The organism is Streptomyces sp. NPDC017940, from assembly GCF_044328435.1.
In the GTDB taxonomy this organism is placed as follows: Bacteria; Actinomycetota; Actinomycetes; order Streptomycetales; family Streptomycetaceae; genus Streptomyces.
Window position 1 is genome coordinate 941,851 of the sequence record NZ_JBIRHJ010000002.1, and the last position, 24,763, is coordinate 966,613.

25 protein-coding genes are annotated in these 24,763 nt (G+C 73.7%); 3 read left to right on the plus strand and 22 right to left on the minus strand.

Annotated elements, in window-relative coordinates; genetic code table 11:
- Positions 1–57 precede the first annotated feature (57 nt).
- The 12 genes from ACH4DX_RS09590 to ACH4DX_RS09645 all read right to left on the minus strand — a co-directional run bounded on the left by ACH4DX_RS09590 (position 58) and on the right by ACH4DX_RS09645 (position 10,176).
- The gene (locus tag ACH4DX_RS09590; protein WP_398114965.1) at positions 58–303 is read right to left on the minus strand and encodes a gas vesicle protein; all 246 of its coding nucleotides are present in this window, start codon (positions 301–303) and stop codon (positions 58–60) included.
- Positions 300–1,184, minus strand: a complete 885-nt coding sequence (locus ACH4DX_RS09595) for a GvpL/GvpF family gas vesicle protein (protein WP_398154670.1) — start codon at positions 1,182–1,184, stop codon at positions 300–302. The genes ACH4DX_RS09590 and ACH4DX_RS09595 overlap by 4 nt, the downstream gene beginning before the upstream one ends.
- Positions 1,174–1,578 carry a gas vesicle protein gene (locus ACH4DX_RS09600; protein WP_398114969.1) on the minus strand — a complete coding sequence of 135 codons (405 nt, stop codon included), beginning with the start codon at positions 1,576–1,578 and terminating at the stop codon, positions 1,174–1,176. Before ACH4DX_RS09600 ends, ACH4DX_RS09595 begins: the two co-directional genes overlap by 11 nt.
- A complete protein-coding gene (locus ACH4DX_RS09605) occupies positions 1,575–2,939 on the minus strand; it encodes an SRPBCC family protein (RefSeq protein ID WP_398154671.1) in 1,365 nt (454 codons plus the stop codon). The genes ACH4DX_RS09600 and ACH4DX_RS09605 overlap by 4 nt, the downstream gene beginning before the upstream one ends.
- Complete coding sequence (locus tag ACH4DX_RS09610) at positions 2,932–3,639, minus strand: DNA primase (RefSeq protein WP_398114973.1); 708 nt, start codon at positions 3,637–3,639, stop codon at positions 2,932–2,934. The genes ACH4DX_RS09605 and ACH4DX_RS09610 overlap by 8 nt, the downstream gene beginning before the upstream one ends.
- Entirely contained in the window at positions 3,636–3,923 is a 288-nt protein-coding gene (locus ACH4DX_RS09615; RefSeq protein ID WP_030560980.1) for a gas vesicle protein GvpG, read from the minus strand. The genes ACH4DX_RS09610 and ACH4DX_RS09615 overlap by 4 nt, the downstream gene beginning before the upstream one ends.
- A 42-nt stretch (positions 3,924–3,965) precedes the next feature.
- Positions 3,966–4,733, minus strand: a complete 768-nt coding sequence (locus tag ACH4DX_RS09620) for a GvpL/GvpF family gas vesicle protein (RefSeq protein WP_398154672.1) — start codon at positions 4,731–4,733, stop codon at positions 3,966–3,968.
- Positions 4,730–5,164, minus strand: coding sequence for a gas vesicle structural protein GvpA (locus ACH4DX_RS09625; RefSeq protein ID WP_398114977.1), 435 nt, complete (start codon positions 5,162–5,164; stop codon positions 4,730–4,732). Before ACH4DX_RS09625 ends, ACH4DX_RS09620 begins: the two co-directional genes overlap by 4 nt.
- A 184-nt stretch (positions 5,165–5,348) precedes the next feature.
- Complete coding sequence (locus ACH4DX_RS09630; RefSeq protein ID WP_398114978.1) at positions 5,349–5,669, minus strand: gas vesicle protein; 321 nt, start codon at positions 5,667–5,669, stop codon at positions 5,349–5,351.
- Positions 5,670–5,726: 57 nt separating this feature from the next.
- Entirely contained in the window at positions 5,727–6,677 is a 951-nt protein-coding gene (ligD, locus tag ACH4DX_RS09635) for a non-homologous end-joining DNA ligase (RefSeq protein ID WP_398114979.1), read from the minus strand.
- Between the two features lie 19 nt (positions 6,678–6,696).
- Positions 6,697–8,613, minus strand: a complete 1,917-nt coding sequence (locus tag ACH4DX_RS09640) for a transketolase (RefSeq protein ID WP_398154673.1) — start codon at positions 8,611–8,613, stop codon at positions 6,697–6,699.
- 12 nt (positions 8,614–8,625) lie between these two features.
- Complete coding sequence (locus ACH4DX_RS09645; RefSeq protein ID WP_398154773.1) at positions 8,626–10,176, minus strand: NAD(P)/FAD-dependent oxidoreductase; 1,551 nt, start codon at positions 10,174–10,176, stop codon at positions 8,626–8,628.
- A 270-nt stretch (positions 10,177–10,446) separates the two neighbouring features.
- Here ACH4DX_RS09645 and ACH4DX_RS09650 point away from each other — a divergent pair, with 270 nt between their 5' ends.
- Complete coding sequence (locus tag ACH4DX_RS09650) at positions 10,447–11,550, plus strand: enolase C-terminal domain-like protein (RefSeq protein WP_398154674.1); 1,104 nt, start codon at positions 10,447–10,449, stop codon at positions 11,548–11,550.
- 198 nt (positions 11,551–11,748) lie between these two features.
- Positions 11,749–12,258 (plus strand): hypothetical protein, encoded by a 510-nt coding sequence (locus tag ACH4DX_RS09655; RefSeq protein WP_398154774.1) that lies wholly within the window; start codon positions 11,749–11,751, stop codon positions 12,256–12,258.
- Positions 12,259–12,282: 24 nt separating this feature from the next.
- Here the strand turns inward: ACH4DX_RS09655 and ACH4DX_RS09660 are convergent, their stop codons facing one another.
- Positions 12,283–12,924, minus strand: a complete 642-nt coding sequence (locus tag ACH4DX_RS09660; protein ID WP_398154675.1) for a phage holin family protein — start codon at positions 12,922–12,924, stop codon at positions 12,283–12,285.
- Between the two features lie 150 nt (positions 12,925–13,074).
- Between ACH4DX_RS09660 and ACH4DX_RS09665 the strand changes: the two genes are divergently transcribed.
- Positions 13,075–13,434 (plus strand): VOC family protein, encoded by a 360-nt coding sequence (locus ACH4DX_RS09665; protein ID WP_398114989.1) that lies wholly within the window; start codon positions 13,075–13,077, stop codon positions 13,432–13,434.
- A gap of 82 nt (positions 13,435–13,516) precedes the next feature.
- On the opposite strand, the gene ACH4DX_RS09670 is transcribed toward ACH4DX_RS09665, so the two are convergent.
- The 9 genes from ACH4DX_RS09670 to ACH4DX_RS09710 all read right to left on the minus strand — a co-directional run bounded on the left by ACH4DX_RS09670 (position 13,517) and on the right by ACH4DX_RS09710 (position 24,724).
- A complete protein-coding gene (locus ACH4DX_RS09670) occupies positions 13,517–15,475 on the minus strand; it encodes a DUF5107 domain-containing protein (RefSeq protein WP_398154676.1) in 1,959 nt (652 codons plus the stop codon).
- 71 nt (positions 15,476–15,546) lie between these two features.
- A complete protein-coding gene (locus ACH4DX_RS09675; RefSeq protein WP_398154677.1) occupies positions 15,547–16,443 on the minus strand; it encodes an arginase family protein in 897 nt (298 codons plus the stop codon).
- Positions 16,444–16,475: 32 nt separating this feature from the next.
- A complete protein-coding gene (locus tag ACH4DX_RS09680) occupies positions 16,476–17,045 on the minus strand; it encodes a GNAT family N-acetyltransferase (RefSeq protein WP_398154678.1) in 570 nt (189 codons plus the stop codon).
- A gap of 58 nt (positions 17,046–17,103) precedes the next feature.
- Positions 17,104–17,364, minus strand: a complete 261-nt coding sequence (locus ACH4DX_RS09685) for a hypothetical protein (protein WP_398154679.1) — start codon at positions 17,362–17,364, stop codon at positions 17,104–17,106.
- Between the two features lie 138 nt (positions 17,365–17,502).
- The gene (locus ACH4DX_RS09690; RefSeq protein WP_398154680.1) at positions 17,503–19,503 is read right to left on the minus strand and encodes a CocE/NonD family hydrolase; all 2,001 of its coding nucleotides are present in this window, start codon (positions 19,501–19,503) and stop codon (positions 17,503–17,505) included.
- Positions 19,504–19,547: 44 nt separating this feature from the next.
- A complete protein-coding gene (locus ACH4DX_RS09695) occupies positions 19,548–20,492 on the minus strand; it encodes an LD-carboxypeptidase (RefSeq protein ID WP_398154681.1) in 945 nt (314 codons plus the stop codon).
- Positions 20,489–22,534 (minus strand): LpqB family beta-propeller domain-containing protein, encoded by a 2,046-nt coding sequence (locus ACH4DX_RS09700; RefSeq protein ID WP_398154682.1) that lies wholly within the window; start codon positions 22,532–22,534, stop codon positions 20,489–20,491. Before ACH4DX_RS09700 ends, ACH4DX_RS09695 begins: the two co-directional genes overlap by 4 nt.
- 38 nt (positions 22,535–22,572) lie before the next feature.
- On the minus strand, positions 22,573–23,898 hold the full coding sequence (locus ACH4DX_RS09705) for a M20/M25/M40 family metallo-hydrolase (protein ID WP_398154683.1): 1,326 nt from the start codon (positions 23,896–23,898) through the stop codon (positions 22,573–22,575).
- The gene (locus ACH4DX_RS09710) at positions 23,891–24,724 is read right to left on the minus strand and encodes a M55 family metallopeptidase (protein WP_398154684.1); all 834 of its coding nucleotides are present in this window, start codon (positions 24,722–24,724) and stop codon (positions 23,891–23,893) included. The genes ACH4DX_RS09705 and ACH4DX_RS09710 overlap by 8 nt, the downstream gene beginning before the upstream one ends.
- Between the last annotated feature and the right edge of the window lie 39 nt (positions 24,725–24,763).

Here is a 24,763-nt window from a genome sequence, read left to right on the forward strand (position 1 = left end):
CCGTCTGGCCTGCCTGAGCCGTCCGGTCTGCCTGAGCCGTCTGCTTCATGTCCGTCGTCACGACGCCTCCCTCTCGTCGAGCAGCCCGCGAAGGCCGTTCTGCTCGCCCACGTCGGGCCACGGTGCCTTCACCTGTTCGTTGACCGAGCTGATCAGCGCCTTCAGGTCGATACGGACGAGGTCGACGTCCGCGATGCGCAGCGTGATGTCACCCGCGAGGACCACTCCGCCGGCGAGCAGCCGGTCGAGCAGGTCCACGAGGGCGATCTCCCGTTGGGCGAACGGGTCGCCCACGCCGCTCATGACGCCTCGCCGGGACCCCGGCTCGCCACGCCCGCCGTACCCGCTGTGCCTGCCGTACCCGCTGTATCCGCCGTACCCGCTGTGCCTGCCGCCCCGTTCAGGGGCGCCTCGGGTTCGGCGTCGTCCGTGAAGGAGTACGCGGCCCACGGCCCCGTCACCTCCACCTGGAGGCCCGGCCGGGTGCCCTCCGCCCTGCCGACCAGTTCGAGGAACTCCTCGGACCGGGCGCGCGGCACCAGATACGCGGAGTTGAGGACGTTGCGGCCCGCGCCCGCGTCCGTGAGCGGCCCGCTCTGCGGGGGGTGCAGCCGCGCGTCGGACGCGTACCCGGCGAGGTCCTCGTGCAGCTGCCGGGCGAACGCCTCGGCCCGCGCCGCGGACTCCTCACGCGCCGCGTTGCCGGCCCGGCGCCGCCGCAGATAGTCCCGCCCCGACTCCGGCGCGCCCGACGGCTGCGGGGCGGCGGCCCCGGCCGTGCTCTCCTCGCCGAGCCACACCTTCACACCCCACTCCACCTGGCCGTCGATGCGGTCCAGGATCCGGCGCAGCCGCTCGGACTCGTCCTGGAGCATGGCGCGCACGCCGCTGTCGTCACGGAAGACGGTGCCGAGCCGCAGCGGCAGCGGGCAGGTCACGGTGGTCAGCGCGGCCACGACCCGCTGGTGCGCGCGGGCCGTCTCCGCCAGCCAGTCCAGGTCCTCCAGGTGCGCGTGCAGCTGCTCACGCCCGAAGTCCCGCTCGGGGACCGGGCTGAGGACGGCCACCAGGCCCTCGTGCGCGAGCTGTCGCGGCGGCGCGCCGCCGACGCCGGTCAGATCGGCGTGCAGCGGCGCGTCCAGGGGGCGGCATACGGCGTACACATAGCGCAGTTCATCGGTCACGTTCGCGTTCTCCTCGGCCGTCGGCCTTCTTACCCTGCTCCTCCCCCGCTCCGGGGCCAAGAGCGCCGCCGTCCACCCTTGTGCCCTGTTCCAGTTGCTCCACACGGCGGCGCAGTTCCTCGTTCTCGCGCGCGAGCTCCGTGCGGCGCGCGCCGCTGGACAGCGCCGGGTCGTCCTCCCACCAGTCGATGCCCATCTCCTTGGCGCGCTCGACCGAGGCGACGACGAGCCGGAGCTTGATCGTGAGGAGCTCGATGTCCAGCAGGTTGATCTTGATGTCACCGGCGATGACGATGCCCTTGTCCAGGACTCGCTCAAGGATGTCGGCGAGGTTGGCGCCGCCCTGGGGGGCGCCCTGGAGGGACGAGGACGGCATGCGGCTCGCGGTGGTCATCGACGGCTCCGGCGGCCGCCCGCCGAGGCGTAATCGCCGCGCGGCTCCTCCTCGTCGCCCTCGGGCTCCGCGCCCTCGTTCTCGTAGCGCTCCTCCTCGTCGTCCTCGTACGGGGCCTCGTCCTCGGCCTCGTCCTCGGCTTCGTCCTCGTACGGGGCGTCCTCCTCGGCCTCACCTTCGTAGGAGCCCTCATCGGGGTCGTCCTCGGCGCGCGGCTCGTCCTCGTCGACGTCTTCGTCGGCGGGCTCGTCCTCGTCGGACTCGACGTCGTCGTGCAGTTCGTCGTCGTCGGACTCGACATCGTCCCGGGGCTCGTCGTCGGCCTCCACGTCGTCACGGGGCTCGTCGTCGTCGGCCTCCACGTCGTCACGGGGCTCGTCGTCGTCCGCCTCGTCGGCCTCGACCTCGTCCTCGTACGACGCCTCGTCGCCCTCACGGTCCGCCCCGTCGCCACGCACCTCGTCGCCGCCCTCGGCGTTCTCGGTGTCCTCGGCGTCCTCCTCGGCGGTCACCTCGTCGTGGCTGCGCACGACCTCACCGTCGCGGATCTCGGCGCGCCAGCCGTCGCTCGCCTCGCCGCGCATCGTGATGTGCCGGGCGTAGTGCTTGAGGTCCAGGCGGGCCCGGCGGCCCTGGGCGCGCCAGATGTTGCCGGTCTTCTCGAACAGGCCCTTCGGGTAGTACTCGATGATCAGCAGCACCCGGGTCAGCTGCTCGCCGAGCGGATGGAAGGTCACCACGCCCTTGGTGGTGCCCTTCGCGCCCTCCGACGTCCAGGAGATGCGCTGGTCCGGGACCTGCTCGGTCACATGGGCCTTCCAGCTCCTGCTGGACCAGAACACCTTGAGCTGCCAGTCGGAGTCCGTGTCACCCGCCGGGGTGGCGCTCTTGACGCCCTTGGCGAAGGTGGAGAACTCCTGGAGCTGCGTCCACTGGTCGTAGGCCTCGCGCACCGGCACGCCGACGTCGACGTACTCCAGGATGACGGTGGGCTTCTGACCGCCGCCGCCCTTCTTGCGTCCGCCGGTGGCGTTCTTCAGGGCGCCCTTGACGGAGTCCTTGAGGCGGCTGCCGCCGAGTTCCACGGCGCTGCGCAGCGGGCCCTTGCCCTCGGCGAGCTTGCGGCCGCCCTCAAGGGCGAGCTTGCCGAAACCGGGGCTCTTGCCGTCCGCGATGTCGTTGAGCTTGACGGTGGTCTGCCCCAGCTTGCGGCCCACTCCGACGAGCGCGCGTTCGGCCTGCGCCATCACATAGGCCCTGGCCTCGTCCTTCAGGCGGTCCGCCGCCGGGCTGTTGACGGCGGCGCTCAGCGGATTCGACGAGCCGGAGTCCTCGCGGGAGTCCTGACGTGCGTCAGCCATCGTTGGCCCCCTTCGCGCGGGCCGTCTTCTTCGCGCCGCTGCGCTGCTGCGTGGAGCGGGACTGCGTGCCCCGCTTCTGGGTACCGCGCGCGCTCTGCGCCTTGCCCGCCGGAGCGCGCTTGCGCTGGGGGCGCTGCGTGCTCTGCTGCTCGGGCTCGTCGTCGGCGCCGTCCGCGTCGTCGGCGCCGTCGGCGCTCTCGGGGTCCGGCTTCCGGCGGCGCGACGTGGTGCTCTTCTTCGTGGCGCCGCGGGCGGCGGACGTGGCCCTCTTCGTCGCCGAGCCGGACTTGCGGGCACCCGACTTCGCGGCCTCGCCGGTGGACTCGCCCGCGTCGCGCGCCTTGTCGGCCGCCTCGTCGGCGTCCGGGGCCTCGTCGGGCACGGCGCCGGAGAGGCGGTCGCGCACGTCCAGGGTGCGGTCGTGCAGCCGGTCGGCGAGTCCTTCGATCTGCCGGTCGAGCAGCGATCCCGTCGCCGCCTTGCCGACACCCCGCAGATCCTGCTTCAGCTGGTCGCCGATCTCCTTGAACTGCGGGTTCTTCTCCATCTGCTGCGACACCGCGCGGGCTATCCCCGCGGGGCTCAGCTGCATCTTGCGGCCTGCCACCATCGTGCCCACCGCGAAGGCGAACTTCGCCTTCTTGGTGCGCCCGAGGAGATACCCCGCCCCTACGGCGAGGCCCACTGCCATTCGGTTCATGACGTCACTGTCCTGCCTGTGCCGGCTGTCGGGTCATCCGCCTGGGCCACGTCGCCGACTGGCCCGTGGCCGAGGCGGGCGAGGAGTTCGTCCTCGCGACGGTCGAATTCACTCTCGTCGATCTCGCCCGCTTCCAGGCGCTCGGTGAGCTGGGCGAGTTCCTTGCGGACGGCCGAAGGGTCGTAGTACTGCCGCTCCGCCTCGTCGACCACCCGCTGGAGCACCCACATGGTGCCGCGGGCGGGAGCGAGCGGCAGGGCGAGGAGTTCACCGATGAGTCCCATGAGCGGAGCTCACCTCCTTGGCTCGTCGCACGACCGCCGCGCTCAGCGCACCCCGGTCGTGCTGCTGGCGGCGTCGGCGTGCTGTGCGGGCCCCTCGTCGACGAAGCTGTAGGGAGGCAGCGGCCCGTGCACCCGCAGCTCCAGGTGGGGCTGGGTCTTGCGCAGCTCCTCGACCGCGGCGACGAAGCCGTCCGCCGTCTCGCGCCGTACCAGGAAAGACACGTTGGCCAGCCAGCCGGAGCCCTCCGGGCCCTCGCTCACGGCCTCCGCACACGGTTCAAGGGCGCGGCGCACCTCGATGCCGTCGCTGACCTCACGGTTGCGCACGGCGTTGGTCACCTGCTCGCCCAGCTGCAACTTCTGCTCGTAGTTGCCGCCGCCGGCGCGCCGGTTGTTCTCGACCATGGCGCGCAGCTCGGGGTTCTCTGCGAGCACCTGGTGCAGCACGGCCTGCTCGTCATGGGCGGCCTTGACGTTGTACTCGGCCCTGCCGTCGAGCGCGCGCAGCCGCTCCTCGTAGTGGTCGGCGAGTTCGGAGAGCACCGCGACGACGGCTTCGTCGTCGTCCGCGAGGCTGCCGAAGCGCATCGGCAGGACGGCGCCGCTCGCGCCCGCCTCGTCCAGGACGCTCTGGTGGGCGAGCAGGTCGCGTCGCTTGGGACGCAGGTCCTCGGGGCTGTCGGAGACGATGGCGGCGAGGTTGCCCTGCCGCACGATGCGTACCTTGCGTGCCGGTTCGCCGATGCCGCCCATGCCCTCCGGCAGCGCCGGGTGGGTCGCGGCCGCGATGCCGTAGATGTACGTGGTCACTCCTGCTCCTCCTTCCGGCTGCGGGACGACGTCGAGCGCCGGGCGCGCGGACGGGCCTCTTCCTTGGAGCGGCCTTCGTCGCGGGCCTGGCTGAAGGCGTCGGATATCGTCTCGGCCGCGCCCGAGAGCGCGCCCTTGGACTTGCCGCGCGCGCCGGACTCGGTGACCTCACCGACGAGGTCGGGCAGGCCGGGGTTCTTGTGCGGACCCGCTTCCAGGTCGAGGCGGTTGCAGGCCTCGGCGAACCGCAGATAGGTGTCGACGCTCGCCACGACGACTCGTACGTCGATCTTCAGGATCTCGATGCCGACGAGCGAGACACGGACGAAGGCGTCGATCACGAGGCCCCGGTCCAGGATGAGTTCGATGACGTCGTACAGGCCACTGGTACCACCTGCACCGCCGGACTGCTGTGCTGGGACGACGGTCATGCCGGCCAGCCCTCCTTGCCTTGGGTGTTCGGGGTATGAATCGTCTTACCGTGTTGCTCTGGTACTGCTCTGAAATGTGCTTTATATGCGTATAGATGTACGAGCTAGATGTACGAACTACGTGTACGGGCCAGATGTATGGACTGGACGTACGGGCGACTCGGCCGCGGTAGTCGGGAGCGGCTCAGCCGCCGGGCCGCGACGGATCCGCGCGGCCGCGCTCGTAGCGCCGCACGCGCTTGTAACCGGTCAGCTCACCGTGCGGATCGAGGGTCACGGCGTAGGTCGCGAGCAGGCTCATCGTGTCCGGCACGCGCTCCAGTTCGAGCACTTCGACGGCAAGTTCCCAGCCGTCCTCGGTGCGTTCGAAGGACGACACGGACTCGGCGGTCATGCCGGTGAGTTCCGCCAGTTGCTCACGCGCGGCGCGGAGCACCACGACGGGGCCGGGCAGTTCCTCGGATTCGGACTTCTTCTTGCTCTGGTTGCTGGGCGTCTGCGTCATGGTCACCTCCTTCTTCGAGTGACCCCGCATGCGCCGCTCAAACCCATGGGGTGTGCTTCACGCGCCGCGCAGGGCCCGTAGCTTGCGGCGTGCCGGGCCGAGGGCGCGGGGTGAACGCGGCAGCCCCGCCCAGGGATCGGCGCGGGCCTGCTGAACGGCGTCGGCGACGGTCCAGCGCGCGGCGTGCGTGCCGGGGTCGTCCAGCTGGTCCCAGCCGAGCGGCACCGCGACGGGCCCGCCGGGCTTCGCCCGTACGGAGAACGGGGCGACGGCGGTCTGCGCGTAGGCGTTGCGCTGCACGTCGAGGTAGAGGCGGTCGCCGCGGTCCTTCTTGCGCACGGCCGTGGTGAGCCGGTCGGGGTGGGCGTCGGCGAGCAGCGCGGAGACCTCCTTGGCGAAGTCGCGTACGTCGTCGACGTGGTCGCGGCGGGTGAGCGGCACGATCACATGGAGGCCGCGCGACCCGGTCGTCATGAGGGCCGACGGCAGGCCCACCTGATCGAGGACGTCGCCCAGCTGCCGGGCCGCCTCGCGCACCGTGCCGAACACGTCCGCGGGATCGCCGTCCTTGGGCGGATCCAGGTCGAACACCAGGCGGTCGGGGTGCTCGGGACGGTCGGCGCGGGACAGCCACCGGTGCGGGGTCACGCAGGCCTGGTCGACGAGGTGGACCAGGGTGGCGCTGTCGTCGCACACGGTGTGCGTGACCGTCCCGCCCTCCTTCTCGACCTCGGCGCGGGTGATCCAGTCCGGGTAGTGGTCGGGGGTGTCCTTCTGCATGAACATGGGGCCGGGTACGCCGTCGGGGTGCCGCTCCAGCATCAGCGGCCTGCCCCGCAGATGGGGCAGCATGAAGGGGGCGACGGACCGGTAGTAGTCGACGAGGTCGCCCTTGGTGATGCCGACTCCCGCCTCCTCGCCGCCGTCCAGGGGCAACAGTACCTTCTCCGGCCGGTGCACCTCCACGGTGCGCCGGCCGGCCCGCACCTTGCGTGCCGCGGTGCTCATGACGTCTCCTGACGGGCTCTCAGCGCACCGCGTGCTCGACGAGGAGCCGCACCGCAGCGGCGATGGACTCCGCGTCGATGCCCGCGGCACGCAACTGCTCGGCGGGCAAGGCCGAGCCGGGCATGGTGGTCACGGCGAGCCGCGCGAGGCGGGGCACCGGGCCGCCGTCGCAGAACGCGTCGAGTACGGCGTCGCCGATGCCGCCCTCCTGCCGGTGGTCCTCGACGGTGAGGAGGCAGCCGGTGCTCGCGGCGGCCTCGCGCAGGGTGCGCCGGTCGACGGGTTTGACGGAGTACAGGTCGATGACGCGGACGGGGAAGTCCGCCCGCGCGAGGGCGTCCGCGGCCCTCAGCGCCTCGTGCACGGTGGTCCCGGCGGCGACCACGGTGAGTCGGTCGGCGTCGGAGGACCGCAGGACCTTGGACCCGCCGACCGGGAACTCCTCGTCGGGCCCGTACAGGACGGGCGTGGCGCCGCGCGAGGTCCGCAGGTAGCGCACGCCCTCCAGGTCCGCCATGGCGGCGACGAGGCGCGCGGTCTGGGGGGCGTCGCACGGGTAGAGGACCGTCGAGCCGTGCACGGCGCGGAACATCGCGAGGTCCTCCAGGCCCATCTGGGAGGGCCCGTCCTGGCCGATGGCGACCCCGGCGTGGGAGCCGACGAGGTTGACGCCCGCGCCGCTCACCGCCGCCATCCGCACGAAGTCGTGGGCACGGGTGAGGAACGCGGCGAACGACGACGCGTACGGCACCCAGCCGCGGGCCGCGAGCCCGACGGCGGCGCCGACCAGCTGCTGCTCGGCGATGTAGCACTCGACGTACCGCTCCGGGTGCTCCTTCGCGAAGTACTCGGCGCGGGTGGAGTCGCCGACCTCGCCGTCCAGGACCACCACGTCGCCGCGCGCCGAGCCGAGCGCGGTCAGCGCCTGGCCGAAGGCGTCCCGCGTCGCGACCTCGTCGCCGACGTCGTAGCGGGGCAGCTCCAGGTGTCCGCTGCGCACGGCGTGCGGGGACCGGGCGGCCGGGGGCGCCTCGACGTCGACGCGCAGCCGCCTGTCGCCGCCGAGTTCGCACACCGCGGCCTCCGCGTCGGACAGCGGCTTGCCGTGCAGCCCCTCGCGGTTCTCGGTGGCTTCGACGCCCTTGCCCTTGACGGTGCGGGCGAGGATCACGGTGGGCCGCCCGGTGGTGGCGCGGGCCTGGTCGCAGGCGTCGTCGACGGCCTCGACGTCGTGTCCCTCGGCCTGGACGACGTGCCAGCCGAAGGCGGCGAAGCGGCGCTCGTAGGCGTCGAGGTCCCACTCGTGGCGGGTGGGTCCGCGCTGGCCGAGCCGGTTCACGTCGACGATGAGGGTGAGGTTGTCGAGGCGTTCGTACGAGGCCTGCTCGGCGGCCTCCCACACCGAGCCCTCCGCCAGCTCGCTGTCACCGCACAGCACCCACACCCGGTACGGGATCCGGTCCAGCCGCTTGCCGGACAACGCCATGCCGACGCCGATCCCGATGCCCTGCCCGAGCGAACCGGTGGCGACCTCCACCCACGGGAGCCGCCGAGGCGTGGGGTGGCCCTCCAGGCGACTGCCCTGGGCGCGGTAGGTGAGCAGTTCCTCGTCGGTGAGCGCGCCCGCCGCCTTGTACGCGGCGTACAGCAGCGGCGAGGCATGCCCCTTGGACAGGACGAAGCGGTCGTTGCCGGGGTGGTCGGGGCGGGCGAAGTCGTACCGGAGGTGCCGGGCGAGCAGCACCGCCATCACGTCGGCCGCCGACATGGACGAGGTCGGGTGCCCGGAGTTCGCGGCGGCCGCGGCCCGCACGGAGTCGACGCGCAGCTGCTGTGCCAGCTCGTGGAGCTGCTCGTAGGGGTCGGTCGCGGTCACGTGACGCTCCGCGCCGCCGGGTCCTTCCGTGTCCCCGCCGTAGGTCGAGCTGTCCGCCATCGTCGTCACCCCTCAGCTCTTCTGGTCCTTCGCGTCCTTCTGGTCCTTCGCGTCCTTCGGGTCCTTCGGGTCCTTCGGGTCCTGGGAGTCCTTCTGGGTCTTCGCCGGATCCTTCTGGTCCTTCGCCGGATCCTTCTGGTCCTTCGCCGGATCCTTCTGGTCCTGGGAGTCCTGGGAGTCCTTCTGGGTCTTCGCCGGATCCTTCTGGTCCTTCTGATCCTTCGCCGTGTCCTTCTGGTCCCTCTGGTCCCTCTGGCTCTTCGCCCCGTCGTTGTCCGGTGCCGGTACCCGGGCGAGTTCCGGGGACGACGATTCGAGCGGTACCGACCAGGACCGCACGAGGCCCAGCTGCACGCCCTGGCGGGGCAGGGCCGCGTCCAGGAGCCAGTCGGCGGCGACCCGCACCCGGTTGCCCGGCATCGCGGCCAGGTGGTATCCGCGGGTCACGGCCCCGGCGATCGGCCCGGACAGCGGTACGCCGAGGGGGTTGGCGGCACCGCTCACGCCGCCCAGGTCGACGGTGAAGCCGAGGTCGTGGTGGCGGTAGGAGCGGCGCTCGCCGATGCCGAGCGAGGCGGCGACGTTGGTACCCGCGACCTTGCCCTGCCGCCAGGCGTGCTGGGCGGTCATCGCCGTGTACTGCCCCGGCTTGGCGAGGTCCGGCACGGCGGCCGCGTCACCGCACGCGAACACCTCCGGGTGCTCCGGCACGTTCAGGAACGGGTCGACGACGAGGCGGCCCCGCTCGAGCGGCTTGCCGACCGACGCGACCAGCGGGTCGGGGCGCACGCCCACGCACCACACGAGAGTGCGGGTGGGCACGAAGTCGCCGTCGTCGAGCAGGACGCCCTCGCGCGTGGCCTCCTTCACGGACGTACCGGTACGAACGTCGACGCCACGCCGCCGCAGCACGCGGTCCGCGGTGTCGGAGAGCCGCCGGTCGAGTTCGGGCAGCACGCGCTCGGCGATGTCGAGCAGCACCCAGCGGGGCCGGATGCCCGCCCGCAGGGGCTGGCGGCGCAGCAGGGACTGTGTGAACAACTGGCCGTGCGCGGCGACCTCGACGCCGGTGTAGCCGGCGCCCACCACCACGAACGTGCAGCGCGACCGGCAGGTCTCGGCGTCGTCGGCGGCCGCGGCGAGTTCGATCTGCCGGGTCACGTGGTCACGCAGGTACAGCGCCTCGGGCAGTCCGCGGAAGCCGTGGGCGTTCTCGGCGACACCCGGCACCGGCAGGAGCTTGTTGACGCTGCCCACGGCGAGGACGAGCCGGTCGTAGCTCAGCTCACCGCCGTCGCCCTCGGGGCCGGTGTAGCGCACGGTGCGCCGGTCCAGGTCGATGCCGTCGGCCTCGCCGAGCACCAGGCGTACGTGGCGCAGGGACCCGGTGAGCGACACGGTGACCCGGCGCGGTTCGAGGACACCGGCGGCGACCTGGGGCAGCAGCGGCAGGTACAGGAAGTAGTCGGTGGGGTTGAGCAAGGTGATGTCGACGCGGCGCCGGGTCAGCCGGGACAGGGTGCGGGCGGCCTGGAACCCCGCGAACCCGGCGCCGACGATCACGACGTGGGGGCGGCCCGTAGTGCGACTGGAAGTTCGGCTCACGTGGTCCTCCGGCGTTGTCCGGTACGTCAGGTGTGCTCCGGGGCGAGCTTCCCGCGTGCCCTGGGTCGCGGCGGCGAAACACCGCGCCGTTTGCCGCCACGCCTTCGGGCTACCCGGGAGACGGGCCGTCCCCGCGAGGCCGCGGAGGTCTCGCCGGGACCCGGCCGGCCCCCCGCGCACCCGCGGTTCCGGGCCGGCGACACATCAGACCCAGGCGAAAGGCCGCCCATGCCCGACTCCGGACCCGTCCGCGTGGAGGCCCCCGCCGTGTCGGCGTACACGATCCCGGCGGACGCCCCGGAGGCCGACGGCACGTTCGCGTGGGACGCCACCACGATCGTCGTGGTGGAGGTGACCGGAGGCGGCGCCACCGGCACCGGCTGGACGTACGCCCCCGCCGCCACCGTCGGCCTGGTCAAGGAAGTCCTCTCCCCCGTGCTCGGCGGCCGTGACGCCTTCGCCATCCCCGCGGCGCACGACGCGCTGGTCAAGGCGGTGCGCGACACCGGCCCCCAGGGCCTCGCGTGCCGGGCGATATCGGCGCTCGACATCGCCCTGTGGGACCTCAAGGCCCGGCTGCTCGAAGTGCCGCTGGTGCGCCTGGTCGGCGCGGCCCGTGACGAGGTCCCCGTCTACGGCAGCGGCGGCTTCACCACGTACCACGACACCCATCTCGCGGCCCAGCTCAACGGCTGGGTGCACGGGCAGAGCATCCCGCGCGTCAAGATCAAGATCGGGGAGAGCTGGGGGCGCGCCGCGGCCCGTGACGTGGCCCGCGTGCGCACGGCACGTGAAGTCGTCGGCAGGCAGGCGGAGTTGTACGTGGACGCGGGTGGCGCGTACACGCGCAAGCAGGCCGTGCGGATCGGGCGGGTGCTCGCCGAGCACGGCGTGGGCTGGTTCGAGGAGCCGGTGGCGGCGGACGACCTGCACGGGCTCGGCCTGGTGCGCGACGCGCTCGTCAGTGACGTGGTGGCGGGCGGACGCGGGTCCGACCTGCCGTACTTCGCCCGCACCGTCCCGTCCGTCGACTGCCTCCAGGCCGACGCCACCCGCTGCGGCGGCCTCACCGGCTGGCTGCGCGCCGCCGCGCTCGCCGAGGCGCACGGCCTGGAGATCTCGGCGCGTGGCGCCCCGCACGCGCATGTGGCGGCCGCCGCGTGCGTGCCGAACCTGCGGCACGTGGAGTGGTTCCACGACCACGTCCGGATAGAGTCGATGTTCTTCGACGGCGCCCTCGACCCCACCGGCGGCACCGTCCGCCCGGACGGCGGCACGGGCCACGGCCTGCTGCTGCGCACATCGGACGTGCAGGAATACCGGGTCGCGTGAGAGGGCCGGGACCCGGCACGCTCGCACACCATGGAAGCCGAACGCGGCGCCGAGCGCGCCAGACACCCCGAACGCGCCAGATACCCTGAGTATGCCAGTCGCCCCGAGCACGCAGAGCACACCAGGCACATCACCAGGCACACCGAACTCGGGCAGCACACAGTCGTCCCGGACGACGGACACGCACCCCACGTCCTCCTGATCGGCGGGCGCTCGGGCGTGGGCAAGTCGTCGGTGGGCCGGGAGATCGCGGCACGGCTGCGAGCCGCCGACGTGGGGCACGCCCTGATTGAGGGCGATCTGCTCGACACCGTGCACCCCGCGCCACCGGACGATCCGCACCGTTCCCTGCTCACCTGCCGCAACCTCGCCGCGCTGTGGGCGAACTACGCGGCCCTCGGCTGCCGCCGCCTCGTGTACACCAACACCGCCGCCGTCCTGCCGTCCGAGGAGTGGCTGTTCACCGAGGCCCTCGGCCGCCCCCGGCTGGTCCGGGTGCTCCTCACCGCCACCGACGCCACCGTCGAACAGCGCCTGCGGGGGCGTGACGTGGGATCGGAACTCGATCAGCAGCTGCGGCGCAGCGCGTACATGGCCCGGCGTCTCGACGCCTCGGTGACGCCAGGCACCCACCGGGTGCCGACGGACGGCAGACCGGTGGGTGACATCGCGGCCGAAGTCGTCGCGCGGGCGGGCTTCACGCCCTGACCGGCGCCGGGTGGGGCGTCCGCGTCACCGCGTGCGCGTGCCGGAGGAGTCGGGCTGCTGCTGGGTACCGTCCGACGGAACCGAGGGGAAGCCCGCGATGCCGCCGGTGGGGGCGGCGGCGGGAGGCGTCGCGGGAGCCGCGGGGGCCGCAGGGGGCACTGGGGCCGCGGGAGTTGCGGGAGTCGCGGGCATCGCGGGAGCCGCCGTCGCGGCGGTCGCGGCGGGCACGGGTGCCGCGGGCACAGGAGGAGCCGCGGGCGTGCCGTGGGTCGCCGCACGGTCTCCCACAGGGGCCTGCGGTGCGCTCGCCCGGGAGCCCTTCGGGGACGGCCGGGCCGCGTTGCGCGTCAGCACGGCGGCACCGGCGAGCAGCACGGTCACGATCAGCGCGGCGGCCCAGTCGGGCAGGCCGAGCGCGAGCGCCAGGCCGACGGTGAGCGCGGCCGCGGCACCCGCGTACAGCGTGAGGGCACCGGAGGTGGCGTACAGGGCGGCCTTGCGGCGCTGCTTGGCCGCGGCGTGGGACAGCTCCGCGCGCAGTTCGTCGCGGAGTTCGTCACGCAGCGTCTGGCGCAGGGACTCGTGCACCGCGTCGCGGACGACCTGCGACAGCACGTCGCCCAACGTCCTGTCCGGCAGCGGTACGTTCTGGTCCTGGACCGGCATGTTCTCGTCCTTCCTGTACGGAGCTGTCGGGACCCCCGGGTACCCCCGGCCCGCGCCGCGTAACGGGTGGCGGCCGCCTCGCTGTCGCGGTGGGCGCGAGGTGGGCGGAATGGATCTCCTGGCGCCACGACGCCAACTAGGCTCGTCCCCATGGAGATCCTGGGAACCGTGCTGCGTGTCTGCGTCAGGGACTTGGAGGCGTCCGTCGCGTTCTACGAACGGCTGACGGGCAGCACAGCGATGCGTTTCGAGCGGGGCGGCGTGTCCGTGGCCTCGGTCGGCTGCTTCCTGCTCATGAGCGGACCCGAGGCGGAGCTCGAGGTCCTGCGCAAGGTCGGCGCGACGATCGCCGTCAAGGACGTCGACGAGGCGCTCGCCACGCTCAGCGCGTCCGGGGCGCACATCGTCGCCGGGCCCGTGCCCACACCCGCGGGCCGCAACCTCATCGCGATGCACCCCGACGGCGCCGTCTTCGAGTACGTCGACCGCAAGGTGGCCCCCACGCCCTGACCTTCCGCGACCTTCCGCCCGCCGCGCGTCGGCCCGCCCCGCCCGGGGACGGGCCGCCGCGCGCGCCCGGGGCCCGGCGGGCCTACGGGCGCCTGCGGAAGTCGTACCTGCCCGGCAGCGGTTCGTCCGACAGGGCCGCCCACACCTGGCCGATGCTCTCCTCGCCCTCCCGCAGGTCCGCGACCTCGAAGCCGTCGGTGAAGACGGCGAGCGCCGCGGCGGCCTCGCCCTCGGCGAGCAGCAGCCGCGCCTCGATCAGGCGGAAGCGTCCCGTCGCCCGCGTGCCGGGGTGCAGCCGTGCCCACACGCCCCGGGCCGCCTCGTGGCGCCCCACGGCGAGGAGCGCGTCGAGGGCCTCACGGCCGAGCGCCGCGGTCGCCGCGACCCACGCGGCCCCGTCGTCGCGCCGCTCCGCGCACAGGTCGTCGAAGGCCTCCGCGTACCGGTCGGCGGCCCGCTCCCCGTGCCCGGACTCCCGGTCGGCGACGGCCAGGCAGCGCAGCAGCGGCCAGCGGGACGGCGCGAGCGCGAGCCCGCGCTCCCAACTGCGCACCGCCTGCGCCAGGTCCCCGGCGTGCCACTGCGCCACCCCCAGGTGGTACTCGGCGTGCGGCCGTGCGGGCGCGGTCTCCAGCATGTCCCGCCAGTGCCGGGCGACCAGCGTAGGTCCTGGCGGCGCGACCCGCCGGGGCTCGGGCACGGCGCCGCTGTGCAGCAGTTCGCGCCACGGCTCCTGCTCGGGCCCGAGCGTGGCCTCGGGGAACGGTGTGCCGGGCAGCTCGTACCCGGCGCGCAGCACTTCGAGCGCGCCCCAGCCCGAGCCGGTGGCGAGGACCTCTCCGGGTTCGGTGTCGGCGTACGGCCGCCACCGCTCGTACGCGGCCGCGACCGCCCGCTCGGGCAGTGCCTCGGCGAGCCGTGCGCCCACCTCGTTCCTGGCCGCCGCCCAGTCGTCGCCGTACGCCGTGTCCGGTGCCACGGACAGCGGGCCGTACGCCTCCATCCACGCGAACTCGCTCTCCGCGTCGAGCCGTACGTGCTCCTGCTGGGTGCGGGCGAGACCCGCCTGGATCTCCGCGTACCCGCCGGTGCCCGGCTCGGTCAGCCACTCCTGCCAGCGCCGCCCGCCGGGCCCGCTCCCCCACACGAAGAGCTTGCGGCCGCGCAACAGGGGCGTGGACGTCTGCACGACGCCGTGTCCGTCCGCGTCGACCGCGGCGATCCAGGGGCGCGTCCCCTCGGGCACGTCGTAGAAGTAGTCGGCGGAGAACTCGCCGCGCGTGGGGTGGGTGCGGTCCACGCCGTCGTGCTCGGGCACCGGGACCTTGCGCAGCGCGTGCGTGCAGTCGTGGTGCCAGGCCTCGTCGGCGGGGGCGAGCACCCTGCGGTCCTCGGGCACGGCGGCGTTGGACCACCAGTAGACGGGCACCGGCTTCTCGTGCGGATTGCGGACGCGTACGCCGACGTACAGGAAGTCGGAGTCCGCGGGCAGCCACAGGTCGACCTGGAAGGGGGTGTCGCGCAGCCGCTCCCACTCCCAGAGGCGCACCATCTCGCCGCCGTCGGGCGCGCTCACCCTGGCGGCGTGCAGCGGTGCGCAGGACAGCGCGGTGTGGCCGGTGGCGCCGATGTTCCACTCGACGCCGCCGGAGTACCAGGCGCCGTTGAGCGCGAAGGCGGCCGGCTGGAACACCGGGTTGCGATAGAGCAGTTCGCGTCCCGTCCGCTTGTGGTGCAGGGAGTGGATCCTGCCGCCGAGACCGGGGAGCACGGTGACGCGCAGCCGCTCGTTCTCGATGACGATCGTCTCGAAGTCGGTGGGGGTGCGCTCGCGGCCGTAGCCGTCGCGAATCCGTGCGGGCAGCACGGACCGCAGCGGCTCGTACGCGAGTTGCCGCGCCATGTCGCGCGGCAGCGTCTGCCTGTCCCGGTCCCCGACGCGGTGCACCCGGGCGGGCGGCCTGAGCGGCGGCAGCGGGTTGTCCGCCCCCAATCCGGCTGCCGGCAGGGTCAGTACGTCACGCCGTACGGTCGTCGCCAACGCGCCCTGCTCGGTTCACGGATGGTGCCATGGAACACGCTCGGCGCCGCCCCGGCCAGGCCGCCTGCCGGTCAGGACGGTGCGAGGGCCGCCACCACGACGTCGGTGAGCACGTCGCCCGCGGCGCCGTCCGGGTCGAGGTCGGGGTCGTAGATCGTCACGTTGAGCCCGGCACAGCGCGGGGAGCGCACCAGCGGGCGCAGCAGCGCGAGCAGTTCGTCGGGGTGCAGGCCGTCCGCGTCGGGGCTGTCGACGGCCGGCATCACGGAGGGGTCGAGCACATCGGCGTCGAGGTGCACCCAGAAGCCGTCGAGCGCGGTGTGCTCCAGGCCCTTGAGGGCGGTGCGGGCCACGTCGGCGGCGCCCCACTGGCGCAGTTCGCCGACCGTGACCGTGGGTATCCGCAGGGCGCCGAGCTCGCCCCGGTCCTCGTCCTCGTCGCGCATCCCGAAGAGGCGCACGTCCTCGTCGCGCAGATAGGGGCGCAGGCCTTCGATGTCGGTGAGGTCGTCCTGGCCGCGGCCGGTGGCGAGCGCCAGTTCCTCGCCGCCCGCGGCGCCCACGTGGTCGGAGTTGCCCGGGTGGCGGAAGTCGGCGGACGCGTCGATCGCGGCGAGTCCGTACCGTCCCAGGCGCCGCAGCGCCAGGGACGCGCCGAGTTGGATGGAGCAGTCGCCGCCGAGGACGACGGGCAGGTCACCGGCGCGGACATGCGTTTCGATGCGGTCGGCGAGGCGCGGTGTGTAGGCGGCGATGGCGGCCGCGTTGAAGACGCCGTCGCCCTCCTTCCAGTCGCCGCGGTCGTAGCGCGGCGGCACCACCACGCCGCCCTCCACGGCGCCCAGACGGCGCAGGATGCCCCGTTCGCGCAGGGCTCCGGCGAGTTTGTAGCAGCCGGGGACGGTACCGGGGGCGGGTGGGCGCAGGCCCAGGTTGGAGGGGGCGTCGATGAGCACGGTGTTTCGCATGCCGCCATCCTCCGCGACGGGCACCGGCTGGCTCAACGCCCTTTCCCGGCCGCGTCGCGGGCCCGCATCCCGGTGGTGAGGGCCCAGCGCTGGTGGTCGCGCCAGGCGCCGTCGATGAAGAGGAACTCGGGTGAGAAGCCCTCGAGGCGGAACCCGGCGCCGCGGGCGAGCGCGATGGAGGCGGCGTTGCCGGGCTGCACGTTGATCTCCAGGCGGTGCAGCCGCAGCTCCCCGAACGCGTACCGCACCACGAGCCCGAGCCCTTCCCGCATGAAGCCGCGCCCCGCGGCGTGCGCGAAGGCGCCGTAGCCGAGGGAGCCGCTGCGGAAGCCGCCCTCGACGATGTCGTTGACGTTGATGAAGCCCGCGAGGGCGCCGCCCGCCCGTTCGTACACGAGGAAACCGGCCTTGGCGGGGTCCTCGATGAGCCCGTCCGCGTAGCCGGCGTACTTCTCCACGGTGGTCGGCGGGAACAGCCAGGGCCGGTGCAGGCCGCGGCTCTCCCGTGCCCGCCGTGCGAACTCGACGCCGTCGGCGCGGGTGTAGGGGCGTATGCCCACGCGGGGCCCTTCGGCGAAGGTGACGGGGTGCATGCGCAGCATCCGGCCACGCTACCCGGCGGTGCGGGCCCTCAGCCCGGGCGCCCGCGCGTGACCGCCGTCACCGGCGGCGGCTGAGGAAGAACGCCCCGCACAGGGCGCCGATCAGGCCGGTGCCGAGGAGCGCCATCCACAGCGGCATGGTGACCTCGGGGATCAGCAGCCGGATCTTGGTGCTGCGGGTGTTCTCGAAGATGAAGACCAGGGTGAGGGCCGCGATCACCGCGACGGCCACCCGGCCGGGCGTCATCAGATCGCCGATGCCGCCCTGCCGTGCCGTGGACGGCCCCTGCGAACCGCCCTTGGAGCTCCTGGGGCTCATGTGTGGACCCTTCCGTTCCGTCGAAGCGCCGGCCGCTCCCCCCGGGTCCAGCATGGGCAGCCGTACGGCATCCCGCGCGGTGGGTGTCGCCGGAGGCGGGGCGGGGTGGGCCGTCCGGGTGACGGTTACGGCTCGGGTTCACGGCGCGACGGGCAGCCGCAGCTCGCCCGGATCGCCGCGTCCGTTGGTCACCGTCACCGGCTTCACGCCCCGGTTCCCGATGTACGCCGCGTCGCTGGCCGCGATCACGAACTGCAACCGGTGCCCCGTGTCGTACCGGTGCACCGTCCCCGGCAGCGTCAGCGTGAACGCCTCACGCACATCGGGCACCCGCACGGGGGCGACGAGGCGCCGCACCAGCGTCCTGACGCCGTTCGGCGCGACGTCGTACAGCTTGGCGAAGAGGACCAGTCGGTCGGCGGCGTCCCCGGAGCCCTGCACGCGTTCGGTCGCCGGTGAGCGGACCCGGAGCCTCGCGCGGGGCGCGCCGACGACGTCGAGGGGTGCGGTCAGCGGCGCGGTCGTCCAGCTCAGGTAGGTGTCGGCGGTGTCGTACGGCGGCGGGTCGGGCAGACCGATCAGGCCCGCGAGCGAACTCTCCGAGTGGCTGGTGGGCGTCGACAGGTTGCGGTACGCGCGACTGCCGGGGACCACGTCGCCCGGACGGTCGACGAGTCTGCCGTCGCCGGACAGATACAGGGACCTGGTGGGCGCGGGGACGGCGGGCGCGGTGGCGTAGGCGCGGGCCGGGTCGTCGATCCAGTCCCGGTGGTAGGCGAAGTCGGGGCCGGTGTCGGCCCGCCGGTCGTGGCGCAGGTACCTCTCGAACCAGGCGAGGACGCGCCTGCCGACGTAGCTCGTCGCGAGGGTGCCGTCGCCGAGGTCGAGTTCCCCCGCGGGTGGGGCGTCCATGCCGCGGCTGTGGCCCCAGGCCTGCCAGATCATCTTGGCGGGGGTGCCCTGCCGCTTGAGGGTCCGGTACGTCGCCGCGGCCTCGTTGAGGTTGAAGAGCGTGTCGGCCTGGCCCTGGACGAGCAGGGTGGGCGCCCGGACCTTCGGCAGGTAGGAGACGGGCGACACGCTGCGTACGAAGTCGAGCACGCGCCGGCTCTCGGCCGCGGGATAGTGGCCGGAGGTGAGGGTGCGGAAGGCCGTGCACGCCTGGGTGACGAAGTGCAGGCACTCCGGGCCGTTGAGGCGGGTCGGGTCAAGGCTCGGCGCGACGAGCGGCTGCCCCTCGCCCGTCAGGTGGAAGCCTCTGATCCACTGCCACTTCGCCGCTCCCGGTACCTCCCGGCGCGCCCCCGGGGGCTCGACGGCGCTGTTGGGCGCGAGCGAGTACGCCAGGTCGTGCCAGGTGATCAGCGGGACCAGGGCGTCGACGCGGTGGTCCACGGCGGCCGTCGCCAGCTGGACGGCTCCGCCGTAGGACGCGCCGAGCATGCCGACGCGCGGGTCGTCCCTGCCGTCCCGGGTGACGAAGTCGGCCACGGTGCCGTCGTCGGCGGCGCGTGCTCCGGCGAGGAAATCGAGCAGCCCGGACGCCGCGCGGCCGTCGATCTCCGGGTCGTCCAGGGAGATCAGGCACCCCGAGGCGCCGAAACCGAGCCCGGAGTAGACGAGCCCGACGTATCCCCGCGCGGCGACCGCCTTGCCGAGGGCGGCGGTGGGCGCGTCCGACTTGTTGCCGCCGAACCCGTTGGTCGCGAGGACGGCGGGCGCGGGGTGGGCGCGGTCGACGCCCGTGGGCCGGTACAGGTCGGCGTCGACGGTGCAGTTCCGGCCGCCGGCGGGGACGGTGAACTTCAGCGGCGTGACGGTGTACCCGCCGGTGCCCGCCCGTGCGGCGCCCCGCCCGTCAGCCCGTACGCCACCCCGCTCACCGTCAGCCCGTACGCCACCCCGCTCACCGTCAGCCCGTGTGCCACCCCGCTCCCCGTCGGCCCGCGCGCCGCCCCGCTCCTCGTCCGCCCCGGCGACGGGCGCGGCGAGCACGAGCGGTGCGAGCAGCGCGGCGCCTGCCAGCGCGGTGAGCCCGCGACGCAGGGCACGCCGGCTGCGGCGGCGGGGCGGGCCCGCCCCGGGCAGGGCGCGGGCTGCCCGGGGCGACCGGGATACACGGAGTGCGAGGACCTTCACGCAGAGGACAACCGCCTACCGGCCGGTAGGTGTCGGCTCGGGGCTCACGGGGTGAGCGCGGGCACGTCCAGTCGGAGCACTCCCGCGTCCGCGTCCAGCTCGCCCGGCACACCGAACGGCACCGTGAGCGACCCGTCGCAGTGCCCGAAGCCGAAGTCCTCCACGAGCGGTACGCCCAGGTCCCCGAGCCGGTCGAGCAGCACGGCGCGCACGGCGTCGTAGGGACCGCACTCCTCCCAGGAGCCGAGGGCGACCCCCGCGACCCCCGTCAGCCATCCGGCGCGCAGGAGCTGCGTCAGGCAGCGGTCGATCCGGTACGGCTCCTCGCCCGTGTCCTCCAGGAACAGCAGCCCGCCCCGCGCGGACCGCCGCGCCGCGGGCACCCCCACGTCGGCCGAGAGCAGCGAGAGGCAGCCGCCGAGGGTGACCCCGCGCGCCCTGCCGCCCACCAGGGCACGGCCGGGCGCGGCGACGACCTGGACCGCCTCGGGTTCGAACAGCGTGCGGCGCAGGTGTTCCTGGGCCCGCGCGTTCTTGAGGAAGTCGGCGCCCGCGACCATCGGCCCGTGCAGCGTCACGAGGCCGAGCCGGAGCGCGAACGCCTCGTGCAGCGTGGTGATGTCGCTGAACCCGAGGAACACCTTGGGCCCGGCCGCGCGCAGGGCGTTCCAGTCCACGAGGTCCGCCATCCGCGCGGCTCCGTACCCGCCGCGCGCGCAGAACACCGCCGACACCGACGGGTCGCACCAGGCCCGCTCCAGGTCCCGGGCCCGGGCGGCGTCGGCGCCCGCGAGGTGGTCGAGCTCCGGATGCCGGTCGAGGGCGTGCGGGGCGGCGACCGGGTCCAGGTCCCAGCCGCGCAGGATGTCGAGCCCCGCCTGAAGCCGGTCCTCGGGTACGGGCCCGCTCGGGGCGACGACGGCGACCCGCGCGCCGGGACGCAGTCGCGGGGGCCGGACCAGGGGGGCCGCGGGGACGGCGCCGGTCACTTGGCCAGCTCCAGCGTCGGCGTCCCGCCCGCCGGGTCGAGGTGGAACACCTGCGCGTACAGGGACAGCTCCGCCTCCAGGACCCGGACGACCGTCTCCGCCCGCCGGAACCCGTGCCCCTCCCCCTCGAAGGCGATGTAGGCGTGCGGCACGCCGCGTCGCTCCATGCGCTCCAGGAGCAGCTCGCACTGGGCGGGCGGACAGATCACGTCGTCCAGGCCCTGGAGCAGCAGGAACGGGGCGGTGATCCGGTCGGCGTGGCGGGCGGGCGACCGCTCCTCGTACCGGCCGGGCACCTCGGCGTAGGGGCCGATGAGCGTCTCCGGATACTGCGACTCGAAGTCGTGGGTCTCCCCGTCGCGCCAGGATTCCAGGTCGAGGACGGGGTAGAGGATCGTGCCGCAGGCGTACACGTCGGTGGTCGCCAGTGAGGCCGCCGTCGTCCAGCCGCCCGCGCTGCCCCCGCGGATCGCGAGCCGCGCCCGGTCGGCGGTGCCCTCGTCGGCCAGGGCGAGCGCCACGGCCGCGCAGTCGTCGACGTCGACGGCGCCCCACTGCTCCCGGAGCCGGTTGCGGTAGGCGCGGCCGTATCCCGTGGAGCCGCCGTAGTTGACCTCGGCGACGCCGATGCCGCGTGAGGTGAAGTACGCGATGGCCAGGTCGAGGACGAGGGGCGCGCGGCTGGTGGGGCCGCCGTGCGCCCACACCACGTACGGCGGCAGCTCGTCGTCGGGCGCGAGGTGGCCGGGGTGGTGCGGCGGGTAGATGTGGGCGTGGATCTCGCGCCCCTCGGGGCCGAGGAAGGTGCGGATCTGCGGTTCGGGGTAGTACGTGGGGTCGACGGGGTCGTCGTGCGCGGCGCCGATGACACGGGCCCGCCCGGTGCGGGTGTCCAGCTCCACGACCTCGTAGGCGCTGCGGGGGCTCGCGGCGATCCCGGCGACGCGGGTGCCGTGGACGGCGAGCGAGGCCGACCACTCCGACCAGGGCCCGGCCGCGTCGACGACCTCGCCGGTCTCGGGGTCGAGTATGCCGAGCGCGGTGGCGCCGGTGCCGTGCACGACGGCGATCAGACCGCTGTCCAGGGGCGCGAACCAGCTGAGGCCGAGCTGCCAGAGCGGTCCGCCGAACTCCTCCTCACGGGGGCACAGCGCGAGCGCCGCACTGTCGGGTGCCGTGCCCTCCGGTGCCGCGTCGTCGGGTGCCGCGTCCTCGGGTGCCGTGCGGTACAGGTTCCACCAGCCGGTGCGGTCGCTGACGAACAGCAGCCGTCCCTGCCGGTCCCATTCGGCCTGGACGACGGACTCCTCGGGGCCGCCCGCGAGCACCAGGGGGGTGTCGAAGGTGCCGTCCGCGCGGACGTCGGCGACCAGGAGCTCCGTGCCGTCCCACGGCATCCGGGGGTGGTCCCAGGCGATCCAGGCGGCCCGGGCCCCGTCCGGTGCGAGCCGCGGGCCCGTCACGAAGCGGTGCCGGCCGTCGGACAGCTCCCGCACGGCGGACCGGTCCTCGGCGGCCGAGCCGTCGAGGGGCACGGCGGCCACCACCCGGCGGACGTCCGTCGGCTCCGGGCCGGTGAACTCCTCCAGGACGCACCACACTTCGCCGCGGTCCCGGCACAGGCGCAGATCGGCGAAGCGCAGCCCGCCACCGACGGCGGACAGCGGCGTCAGGGGTCTGGGTTCGGTCCCGGGCACGTCCGGTTCGTACGCGTAGAGGCGCTGGTCGGCGTGGTCGGCGAAGACGAGCAGCGGTCCGCGCGAATCGCCCGTGCGGGCGTCCGCCGCCCAGGGCAGGCCGCCGTACTCGATGACACGGCTGCGGACGTCCCAGGGGGCGGGGAGCACCGGCTCCTCGCGGCCGTCCGGCCGTCGCCGCACCAGGGCGCGCCTGCCGCCCTCGGTGGGGCGCGGCTCCGTCCACCACGCCTCGTCCCCGACGAAACCGACGAATGCGGGACTGCCGTCGTGGGCCGCCGCGAGCGCGGCGTCGATCGGGGACAGCCACGAGCCGTAGGGCTTGGTCTGAGCCATGTCGTTCATCTCCCCCAGGGGTCGGTCGGGCCGTGCGCGGGAAGCGGTCAGGCCGTGCGCAGAAAACGGTCGAGTACGCGGGTGCCGAAGTGCAGCGCCTCGACCGGCACCCGCTCGTCGACGCCGTGGAAGAGCGCCTGGTAGTCGAAGCCCTCGGGTGTCCGCAGCGGCGAGAAGCCGTAGCCGCGGATGCCGAGCCGCGAGAACTGCTTGGCGTCGGTGCCTCCCGACATGCAGTACGGAAGGACGTGGCCCTCCGGCGCGAACTCCTGGACGGCCGCCCGCATCCCGGCGAACGTGGGCGTGTCCACCGGCGCCTGGAGGGCCACCTCCCGGTGATGGAACTCCCAGTCGACGTCCGGCCCCGTGAGCCGGTCAAGGGTGGTGCGGAACTCTTCCTCGCCACCGGGCAGGAATCGGCCGTCCACATAGGCGGTGGCCTCCCCCGGGACCACGTTGACCTTGTAGCCGGACGTCAGCATGGTCGGGTTGGCGCTGTTGCGGACCGTGGGCTCGACGAGCGCGGCGGTGGGGCCGAGCTTCTCCATGAAGGCGTCGACGTCGAAGCCGGGCGCCTCCGGGTCCGCCTCGAGGCCGTACAGCTCGGCGAGTGCGATCAGGGCCGCCCGCACCGTCGGGGTGAGCCGCACCGGCCAGCGGTGTTCACCGATGCGGGCGACGGCGGCGGCGATCCTGCTGACCGCGTTGGCGCGGTTCACCTTCGAGCCGTGCCCCGCGGTGCCGCGGGCGGTGAGCTTGAGCCAGCCGGTGCCGCGCTCGCCCGCGGCGATCGGGTAGAGCTGGTTGCCGCGGCCGTCGTGGAAGGTGAACGCGCCGGACTCGCTGACGCCTTCCGTGCAGCCCTCGAACAGCTCGGCGTGCCGGTCGGCGAGGAAGCCGGAGCCGTCGAGCGCGCTGGCCTCCTCGTCGGCGGTGAACGCGATCACGATGTCCCTGCGGGGCCGCGCCCCGGCCCGCGCCCAGCTCCGGACGACGGCGAGGATCATCGCGTCCATGTTCTTCATGTCGATGGCGCCGCGCCCCCACACGACGCCGTCGCGGATCTCCCCGGACAGGGGGTGCACGCTCCAGTCGGCGGCCTCGGCGGGGACGACGTCGAGGTGGCCGTGGACCAGGAGCGCGTCGGCGCCCGGGTCGGCGCCCGCTATCCGGGCGACGACGTTGGTGCGGCCCGGGGTGCGTTCCAGGAGCTTCGGTTCGAGACCGGCCTCGGCGAGGCGCCGCGCGGCGTACTCGGCGGCGGGGCGTTCGCGGCAGGTGCCGTCGCCGTGGTTGGTGGTGTCGATGCGGATGAGCTCGGAGGTGAACCGGACGACTTCGTCCAGTGCGCGCTGGTCGATCGGGTCAGCCATACTGCTCCTCGACGGCGGCGGAGGCGATCGTGGTGACCGCCTTGAACGTGCGAATGCCTTCGTACATGGTGTCGCTCGTGTACGCGACCTTCCGCTCCGCCACGCGCCGCACGCCCGGAACGACCGTCACCGCCATCGACAGGTGCTCCGCGTCGAACTCGACCTCCACCGTGAAGGGCCCGCCGGCCACCGGCTCGTGCCGCACGGCGAGGGGCACCGCGTCCTTGGCGGCGGCCCGGATGTCGGCCGCCGTGCGGGCCGGGGTGCGGCAGATCGCCGCGTACCGCGACACGTGGTCCTTGACGGCGACCTTCAGGGCGCCGGGCGCGTAGCCGAGGGCGTCCTCGCAGGCCAGGTCGTCGCCGGTGACCAGGACGACCGGTACGCCGTACTCCGCGACGACATGGGAGTTCAGGAGCCCCTCACTGGCCCGGACGCCGTCGACCCACACGCCGGTGATCTGGTTGGCCAGATAGGTGTGCGCGAGGACGCCCTCCGCGCCTGCGCCCGCGTGGTAGCCGACGAAGGCGATGCCGTCGACGTCCGCGTGCTGCACGCCCTCGACCATGGACAGCGACTTGTGCCGTCCGGTGAGCATCTCGGCCCGCACGTCGAGCTGCTCCAGGAGCAGGTTGCGCATGGTCCAGTGCGCCTCGTTGACGAGCACCTCGTCGGCGCCCCCGTCGAAGAAGCCGAGCACGGCGGCGTTCACGTCGGAGGTGAACAGCGAGCGGCACCGCTCCCACTGCGGTGTGCCGGGCAGCACGTCGGCCGGCCAGGTCACACCGGTGGCGCCCTCCATGTCGGCGCTGATCAGGATCTTCATGCCTCGAAACCGTACGGGGTCCCACCGACCCCGTGCCAG